10 protein-coding genes and 1 pseudogene are annotated in these 7,608 nt (G+C 59.6%); 5 read left to right on the top strand and 6 right to left on the bottom strand.

Annotation, left to right across the window (positions count from 1 at the left end; genetic code table 11):
* Nucleotides 1–199 precede the first annotated feature (199 nt).
* Both HV711_RS32570 and HV711_RS32565 read left to right on the top strand, forming a co-directional pair.
* A pseudogene (locus HV711_RS32570) lies at nt 200–553 on the top strand (hypothetical protein); the annotation flags it as partial.
* Nucleotides 554–619: 66 nt separating this feature from the next.
* Nucleotides 620–967 carry a carboxymuconolactone decarboxylase family protein gene (locus tag HV711_RS32565; RefSeq protein ID WP_035484215.1) on the top strand — a complete coding sequence of 116 codons (348 nt, stop codon included), beginning with the start codon at nt 620–622 and terminating at the stop codon, nt 965–967.
* A gap of 73 nt (nt 968–1,040) precedes the next feature.
* On the opposite strand, the gene HV711_RS32560 is transcribed toward HV711_RS32565, so the two are convergent.
* From HV711_RS32560 to HV711_RS32535, 6 genes are all read right to left on the bottom strand, one after another.
* Nucleotides 1,041–1,562, bottom strand: a complete 522-nt coding sequence (locus HV711_RS32560) for a hypothetical protein (protein ID WP_035484217.1) — start codon at nt 1,560–1,562, stop codon at nt 1,041–1,043.
* A gap of 100 nt (nt 1,563–1,662) precedes the next feature.
* Nucleotides 1,663–2,964: an MFS transporter gene (locus HV711_RS32555; RefSeq protein WP_035484219.1), complete on the bottom strand. Its 1,302-nt coding sequence runs from the start codon at nt 2,962–2,964 to the stop codon at nt 1,663–1,665.
* A gap of 217 nt (nt 2,965–3,181) precedes the next feature.
* A complete protein-coding gene (locus HV711_RS32550; RefSeq protein WP_035484221.1) occupies nt 3,182–4,000 on the bottom strand; it encodes a sulfite exporter TauE/SafE family protein in 819 nt (272 codons plus the stop codon).
* 62 nt (nt 4,001–4,062) lie between these two features.
* The gene (locus tag HV711_RS32545) at nt 4,063–4,494 is read right to left on the bottom strand and encodes a YeeE/YedE family protein (RefSeq protein WP_035484222.1); all 432 of its coding nucleotides are present in this window, start codon (nt 4,492–4,494) and stop codon (nt 4,063–4,065) included.
* Between the two features lies 1 nt (nt 4,495).
* The gene (locus HV711_RS32540; RefSeq protein WP_035484223.1) at nt 4,496–4,930 is read right to left on the bottom strand and encodes a YeeE/YedE family protein; all 435 of its coding nucleotides are present in this window, start codon (nt 4,928–4,930) and stop codon (nt 4,496–4,498) included.
* A gap of 15 nt (nt 4,931–4,945) precedes the next feature.
* Complete coding sequence (locus HV711_RS32535; protein WP_026226058.1) at nt 4,946–5,263, bottom strand: ArsR/SmtB family transcription factor; 318 nt, start codon at nt 5,261–5,263, stop codon at nt 4,946–4,948.
* Nucleotides 5,264–5,349: 86 nt separating this feature from the next.
* Here HV711_RS32535 and HV711_RS32530 point away from each other — a divergent pair, with 86 nt between their 5' ends.
* From HV711_RS32530 to HV711_RS32520, 3 genes are all read left to right on the top strand, one after another.
* Complete coding sequence (locus HV711_RS32530) at nt 5,350–6,210, top strand: MBL fold metallo-hydrolase (protein ID WP_035484224.1); 861 nt, start codon at nt 5,350–5,352, stop codon at nt 6,208–6,210.
* A 189-nt stretch (nt 6,211–6,399) separates the two neighbouring features.
* Nucleotides 6,400–7,116, top strand: coding sequence for a c-type cytochrome (locus tag HV711_RS32525; RefSeq protein ID WP_175145628.1), 717 nt, complete (start codon nt 6,400–6,402; stop codon nt 7,114–7,116).
* Nucleotides 7,113–7,523 carry a c-type cytochrome gene (locus HV711_RS32520; RefSeq protein ID WP_035483518.1) on the top strand — a complete coding sequence of 137 codons (411 nt, stop codon included), beginning with the start codon at nt 7,113–7,115 and terminating at the stop codon, nt 7,521–7,523. The genes HV711_RS32525 and HV711_RS32520 overlap by 4 nt, the downstream gene beginning before the upstream one ends.
* Nucleotides 7,524–7,608 lie beyond the last annotated feature (85 nt).

Here is a 7,608-nt window from a genome sequence, read left to right as displayed (position 1 = left end):
TAGAGGCGAACCTGTTGGTCGGTAATGCGGGTTCCAGACATGTAGCTGATCGCTTTTTTATTCGATCAGCCATCGTAGAGCCCGGCCGACTCGGCGCCGCCGGTGATGCGTTGCCTTCGGCGGCTACGCCGCCTTCGACTCCACATCACCGGCCAAAACCTTCGCCGCTACACCGGCCAACATGATTGTCGCCGTCCAGACAATGCAGGCGCAGATGGACCAGATTCGCAAAACTCAGGACCCTCAGGAACGCCAGAAGCTACTCGAGCAGCACTGGGCCACAATGCAAAGTGCGATGACAATCATGCACGGAATGTGGGGCCCGGGGATGATGGGTCATGGAATGGGCCCGGGAATGATGGGAGGCGCTGGGCCCGGAATGATGGGGGGCTGGGGGCATATAGGCGGCTACTACTCGCGCCTGACACCCGAGCAACTGCGGCAGCGTCAATACATGACTGACCAATACCTGCAGATGCAGCAGGAGATGATGAACAACATGATGTGGCAGCAGCAATACCGGGACGGGCCACCGCCTGCCAGTACAAAGTAGGCATGCTGAAAAATCGGTTACTGACGACCTCCCAGCCTGAAAAGCTCGCCAACTACAGGAGCGGACATGAGCAGTATTTCCAGCTACAAAGACCTGACAGGCGAGGTATCGGTTCAGATGCGAGCGATGCGCGCGTCACAGCCTGACTTGATGACCGCGTTCGGCCAACTCGCTGCGGCCGGGACAAAAGACGGGGCACTGAACCGAAAGACGCGGGAGCTGGTCGCGTTAGGGGTTGCGATTGCCTGTCGTTGTGACGACTGCATCGGCTTTCACGTCCAGACGCTGGTGAAGCTGGGCACGACAAGGGCCGAGCTGGAAGACGTGCTCGGCACTGCGGTCTATATGGGAGGCGGTCCATCAATGATGTATGCCACCCATGCGTTGAGAGCCTTTGAGGAATTCTCGCTCTGACTATCAAGGTGCCCGGATTTCTATCAGTGTCTGCGATGCAAGGCAGCCCCCGAAGAGGACCACGGCGTGGGACTCATGGCTGCGTCATTCCTTGGCGATGGTGCATATGTCCATCCATCGCGTCAGCACCGTGGTCCGAAAGTTGTGCGTCGAACCATGTGTGAAGTGACGACACTAATTTCGGGTCGTCGCTGCGATAGGTAAGTTCGCCGCCACCTTTAATGTCCTTGTAGGTAATCGATATCTGGCCGGGCTTTGCCGCCCTGAGCTGCGCCAATCCGGGCATGTCAGCGCCGTGAGTTCGGGCAGGCGCCGAAAAGTCACCACGTTGAAACTGGGTCTGGATTTCACGCAGATGCTCACGAATCAGCTGGGTCTGGTGGCTATCAGAGGGGCTTTTCGCAACTACCCGCTGGCTCCCCCCATCGTCCGATTTGGTGAAGATGTGAGTTGTGGCCTTGAGGCTGAACGGCATGACCTCCGCACCTCGCTGCGCGACCTCGGCCTGACGCTCAGCGTCCGCCGCGAACGATTCAGCCGCCGCGCCCAGGCCTGCCATCACGATAAGCGTAGTAAATAATGTGCCGGGTTTCATTGGATGAGACTCCTGCGTGGTCGACAGTGATAGATGATTACACCCGATGCCCTTGCGCCGGTTGCGTTGATGGCCTTTGATTGCGCGTCACGCTAGCGAATCAGGGAGCCGGGTTAAAACGTGTATGGGTTTCTTCCCCCCAGTGGTAGAGAACGAGACCGGACATGCCCATCGCAAGAGCGACAAACCAGAAGGCGTACTCCACACTGCCGCCCAGAGCGGCAGCAGCGCCAAGACCGAGCGCACCGACGCCATACCCCAGGTCACGCCAGAAGCGGTATATGCCGATGGCTGAAGCCCGCCAAGCTGGCTGTGCCAGGTCGGCAACGGCGGCGCTCAGGTTGGGGTATAGCATCGCCATTCCGATACCCGCTACCGCCGCCGCGAAACTCCACCATGCCGAACCTTTGCCAAGGGGCAACAGCAGCACACCGACGCCGCAAACCCACATACCCAACACGTTGAGGTGATGACGACCGACCCGGTCGGACAATCTGCCCGTGAAAAGCTGCGCGCCACCCCATGTGAAGCCGTAGACACCCACTATCCAGCCTATGCCGGGCAGGCTCACCCCCCGTTGATGAAGGTAAACCGGCCAGAACACCCATACCAAGGCGTCGACAAACTTCTCGACCAATCCGGCCTGGCAGAGGGCTGCCATCCGACGGTCGCGCCAGCTCATCAGGGCAAACACTTCACTGCCCGTCGGTTGTTCGCCGGCAGCAAATCGATTGGGCTGGGGGTGCCCTTTTTCCGGATACGCAATCGCTTCCTGACTGCTCTGGAAGCGTGCCCATGGCAGCGTCTCTGCCACTGCCAGCCAGGCGAGCAGAGTCGCAAGGAGAACTACCGTCGTGCCGAACCAGAGCAATCCTGCGCGGGGGCCGAGGACGGATGCTGCGTATCCCGTTACCACTCCCGCCACTGCCACCCCGACGTAACCGGAGAATTCATTCAACCCGATAACGAGGCCGCGCTGGTCAGGACGCGTGATATCAAGCTTTGCCGTCTGGGTCATCGACCACGTCAAACCCTGATTTACGCCAAGCAGCATGGTGGCAACCACGACCCAACTCCAGGATTGGGCGAAGTAGATAAGCGGCGCAATCGGGAATGCAACCAGCCAGCCGGCGAGCAAGACTTTCTTGCGGCCGATTCGCTCAGCGAGCCGCCCGGCCACGAAATTCATCGCGCCCTTGACGACGCCAAAGGCAACCACAAACGCCACCAGCAGCATGAACGACCCGCGTGGTACGCCGAACTCGGTCTCGGCCAGTGCGGGCACCACGTTGCGCGTCATCCCAACGGTCATCCCTACGAGCAGCACCTGCAAAAGCTGCAGCACGACCTGCCAGTAATTGACGCGGATGCCGAATGCGACAGGACGATTGCGTTCAGACATGCGGAACCGCCTGAGCCCTACGATGCAGGCTGGTCGGGACACAGCATGCTACGCCCTCACGATTCGGGGTGTTGCCGGAATTCACGCCGACCTCCTCCATTGATGATGCAGTGACCTCTTGCAAAAAGAGTCTGACGAGCCGTTCTGCTACCGACCGTTGCGACAGGCATCGTGGTGTAGCGCCCCCTGGCCGTTGGTGCCAAAGGTCGACCGGGACCTACGCCGCAAGCACGACTTTCGCAACCATGCCCACCGCGATGACTCCCGCGAACACGGCGAAGCCCTGCTGCAACCGGGGTCCGCTCAGATGCCGGGCGATGAGTCGACCACCAAGCATCCCAAATAGCGCCCCCGCCGCGAACGGCACACCGACGCGCCAGTTCATTCGCCCGTCAAGCGCAGTCGACACGACGCCTGATACCGATATGAGCGTAATGATGGTCAGCGAAGTCGCCACGACGCCATGCATCGGTGCGTTCGTCGCGCGCCTTAGCGCGGGCACAATGACGAAGCCCCCACCCACGCCCAGCAGACCCGAGAGAAATCCCGCTCCGATGCCGGACAGTGCCAACGCCCGGGCGCACGGACCGGTCCAGAGGAATCGGCCGGAGTCGACGTCGAGCTGGCATGGGGGCACGTGCCGGGAGCCTGCTGATGCCTTCGCGTCCGACCCGCGCGCCTGCATGAACATGCGAGCCGCCACGAAGGCGAGCACCGCCGCAAACAGAAGAGCCAGGGGGCCGTTCGGCAACCGGTGTGCGAGCCACAGTCCTACCGGCGAACTAAGGATACCGGTCAAGGCAATAAAAACCGCAGCCCGATAACGGACGATACCTGCACGCAGCCCGATGATTGCCCCCATTCCCGCCGACAGGCCGACCGCAAGTAAGGCTAGCGGCGCAGCCTCGGCCACATCCAGGTGAAGTACGAAGAGCAGCAAAGGCACTGCCACGATAGCACCGCCAGCACCCGTCAGCGCCAGAATCAGGCCGACAACACCTCCCAGGAACATACTGACTGCAGTCATGCTGTCCATCCCTCTACCCTATAAAAACGGCCGGATTTGCGCGCACGGCCCACCACCCAGTGCGCAGCGGGTCAGGCCTGCTGCCGGCTCAATTTCGCGCGCTCGATGAACTCGAACACCATCATGCCGCCGAGCATTGCGGCTACAAAACCCCACGCCTTCGGAAAACCAGCGCCCAGTGCGACCAGCGCGGGCCCCGGGCAAAATCCTGCAAGCCCCCAGCCGACCCCGAACACCGCGCTTCCCAGTACAAGTCTCATCGTCACGTTGGTGCTGGCCGGAATCTGCATGGGCAGGCCCAGCAGGGATTTTTTGCGGCGTTTTGCAAACAGGAACGCGATAGAGCCAACGGCTATCGCCCCGGCCATTACGAATGCCAGTGACGGGTCCCACCGTCCCGCCAAGTCGAGAAATCCCAGCACCTTTGCTGGATTGGCCATGCCGGAGACCATCAGGCCGACGCCAAACAGAAGCCCGGAAATTAAAGCAGCGAGCAAACCCATTTCAACCTCCCAGCAGATGTCTGGACACGAACACGGTCAGAAAGCCGCTTGCCATAAACGTTGCCGTTGCGACGAGTGAGCGGATGGACCCCCGCGAGATGCCGCAAACACCATGACCGCTTGTGCAACCGCTCGCGTAACGCGTGCCGATGCCAACCAGAAAGCCCGCGACAAGTATTTCGCCCCACCCCGCCTGGATATCAGGCGCTACCGGATTCCCGAGCAGGCTTGCCAGCACAGGCGCCCCAATCAACCCTACGAGAAAAGCGACACGCCACCCCGCATCTTTCTGAGGCGTGCCCAGCAGGCCACCGAGGATGCCGCTGATCCCAGCGATACGTCCGTTGAATAAAACAAGCACAGCAGCTGCGGCGCCAATCACCAGACCGCCAGTCAATGACAGGCCGGGTGTGAAGCTCGCGATATCAATCAACATGACCTCTCCTCACCTTCATTGAGCGCAAAACTGGTCGTACAGCACGTTCATGACGGCAATCGCTTCCTTGCTCGCGATGGAATAAAAGATGCTCTTTCCCTCGCGCCGTGTCGCCACGAGTTCGTTATCGCGAAGCACGCCGAGCTGTTGGGAAAGCGTCGGCTGACGTATGCCCAACTGTTCCTCGAGGTCGCTCACACATAACTCGCCCTGCGACAACTGGCACATCAGAAGCAACCTGTCGGGATTGGCCAGCACCTTCAGTAGCGCACAGGCTTTCTCTGCCGATGCCTGCATCACCGACAGGTCGATTGGGACGGACTTCTTCCTCATCTCACCATCCTTTAATTTACACACACACATTATATTGCATTGTAAATTATTTGTGAATAGAATGAGTAACATCTGAGGAGGTCAGGATGCAGCCCATCGTTCAGCCGTTCTTCGACCCGGTCACCGGCACGGTGACTTACGTGGTGTCTCAGTCCGGGCATCAGGAATGTGCAGTCATTGACCCGGTCCTTGACTACGACCCCAAGGCAGGACGCACGTCAACGGCGAATGCCGACAAGGTCATCGAGTTCATTCGCCAGCGCGGCCTGCGGGTGCAGTGGATTCTGGAAACGCACGCGCATGCGGACCACCTGTCAGCAGCGCATTATTTGCGCGGCGAGCTTGGCGGCAGGATTGCGATTGGAGAGCACATTCGGACCGTTCAGGGCGTCTTCAAGAAGCTTTTCAATCTCGAGCCGGAATTCCGGCTTGACGGCTCCCAGTTCGACCACCTGTTTGGCGAAGACGAGACATTCTCGATTGGGAGCCTGACGGCGAGAGCGTTGTATGTTCCCGGACATACACCGGCGGACACGGCCTATCAGATTGGCGATGCGGTCTTCGTGGGTGACACGCTTTTCATGCCGGATGTTGGCACCGCGCGTTGCGACTTCCCCGGCGGCAATGCGCACACGCTGTTCGGGTCGATTCGAAAGCTGCTGGACCTGCCGGACAACACCCGGCTCTTCATGTGCCACGACTATCCCCCCGAGGGCCGGAACCCCGAATGGGAAACCACGGTGCTCGCTCAGCGTACGCATAACATCCATGTGCACGACGGCGTAACGGAAGAACAGTTCGTCAGTATGCGCGAAGCTCGCGACTCAACACTTGCGATGCCCGTTCTTATTCTTCCGTCTGTGCAGGTGAACATACGGGCCGGGGAATTTCCACCCGCCGAGGAAAACGGCATCCGCTATTTGAAGATTCCGTTAAACGCGCTGTGACATGAAGACTATCCAGTTCCGGCTCGCTAACGGCCCGAGCGCTCTGTTCGAGTTGTTCAGGTCCCTGCAGGGCGAGGCGTCGCCGTCCTGAAGCGGACTCAACAGTACTGGGTTTGGCGGACTGCGCCGGACAATGCAGCAAATACAAACTCGCCGAAGCGGGTTACATAAAACAATGATGGAGGAGACATGAAATCCATTGGCCCGGATCAACGCAAGCGATTGCGCTGGCGCCCTGCCCCTACATTCATCACATGCGCGCTAACGGTATCCTGTATCGTGCAGGCGCAGGAGTCGCCGCTCGGCGCCACAATCGCGACCAAGGGTACCGCCAAAGGTATCCCGGCGTGTATAAGCTGTCATGGCGCGCAAGGCGAAGGAAATGCTGCTGCGGGATTTCCAAGGCTTGCCGGAGCAGGCGCCCCCTATCTCGAGGCTCAACTGGACGCGTTCGCGAACGGACAGCGGAAAAGCACGGTTATGCAACCGTTCGCGAAAATCATGTCATCCGAGGGCCGCATGGCTGTCGCTGAATACTTTAGTCGCATGCCCCCACCGGCAGATGCTCGCCCGGAAAACAGTAGTTCCGCAGTACCTTCGGATACGGGAGCTTGGCTGGCCACGCGTGGACGGTGGGAACAAGGCCTGCCTGCCTGTACGCAGTGCCATGGGCCCGGTGGCTCAGGAGTAGGAGCAGCATTCCCGCCACTGGCGGGTCAGCCTGCATCGTACATTTCTGCCCAGTTGCATGCATGGCAGAAGGGCATGCGTCCACCAGGTCCACTGGCGCTTATGCCAGTCATTGCGAGCAAACTCTCGGAAGCGGACATCAAAGCTGTGTCGAATTACTACGCCGCTGAACCCACCACCGGAAACGTGAAGAGCGTCGGGGAGACCAGGCGATGAGCGTCCGTGAACATAAACATCTCCTCAGGGATATTGGCATACTCGCGCCCGGGATCGTTGGGGCGCTCATGATTTGCCTGGCGTCGGCCGCTGAACCAGGCGCAAACCAGAGTGCCGCACCTGACGCGCCGAAAGCCTTCTCCCCGCCGAACGAAGCGTCCATGCCAACTGATGATTTCGGCAAAGCAGTCAGGATGGGCGAGCAAATCTTCAATCACACTGGGGAAAATGCAGGCAAATACGTTGGGAATTCGCTTAACTGCGCGAGTTGCCATCTTGACGCGGGACGACGTCCGAACTCGAGTCCGCTCTGGGCCGCGTATGTGTCTTATCCCGCTTACAGAAGCAAGAATGGCCACGTCAACAGTAAGCGATCCATTTTCGACGTCTACCAACTGACGCTCTGAGCGAGGAGCATAGGTGTCCACCTATTTTGAACTGCCCCCCAAAAGTTGGACGGCTTTTTGGGGGAATTTTTGTGAAATACAGCGA

The sequence above is a fragment of the Paraburkholderia phenoliruptrix genome, from assembly GCF_902859825.1.
Taxonomy (GTDB): domain Bacteria; phylum Pseudomonadota; class Gammaproteobacteria; order Burkholderiales; family Burkholderiaceae; genus Paraburkholderia; species Paraburkholderia phenoliruptrix.
This window is presented reverse-complemented; position numbering and strand designations above follow the sequence as displayed.

Coding starts and splice junctions, on each gene's coding strand:
- HV711_RS32565 (WP_035484215.1), top strand. CDS start 620: ATGAGCAGTATTTCCAGCTACAAAGACCTGACAGGCGAGGTATCGGTT.
- HV711_RS32560 (WP_035484217.1), bottom strand. CDS start 1,562: ATGAAACCCGGCACATTATTTACTACGCTTATCGTGATGGCAGGCCTG.
- HV711_RS32555 (WP_035484219.1), bottom strand. CDS start 2,964: ATGTCTGAACGCAATCGTCCTGTCGCATTCGGCATCCGCGTCAATTAC.
- HV711_RS32550 (WP_035484221.1), bottom strand. CDS start 4,000: ATGGACAGCATGACTGCAGTCAGTATGTTCCTGGGAGGTGTTGTCGGC.
- HV711_RS32545 (WP_035484222.1), bottom strand. CDS start 4,494: ATGGGTTTGCTCGCTGCTTTAATTTCCGGGCTTCTGTTTGGCGTCGGC.
- HV711_RS32540 (WP_035484223.1), bottom strand. CDS start 4,930: ATGTTGATTGATATCGCGAGCTTCACACCCGGCCTGTCATTGACTGGC.
- HV711_RS32535 (WP_026226058.1), bottom strand. CDS start 5,263: ATGAGGAAGAAGTCCGTCCCAATCGACCTGTCGGTGATGCAGGCATCG.
- HV711_RS32530 (WP_035484224.1), top strand. CDS start 5,350: ATGCAGCCCATCGTTCAGCCGTTCTTCGACCCGGTCACCGGCACGGTG.
- HV711_RS32525 (WP_175145628.1), top strand. CDS start 6,400: ATGAAATCCATTGGCCCGGATCAACGCAAGCGATTGCGCTGGCGCCCT.
- HV711_RS32520 (WP_035483518.1), top strand. CDS start 7,113: ATGAGCGTCCGTGAACATAAACATCTCCTCAGGGATATTGGCATACTC.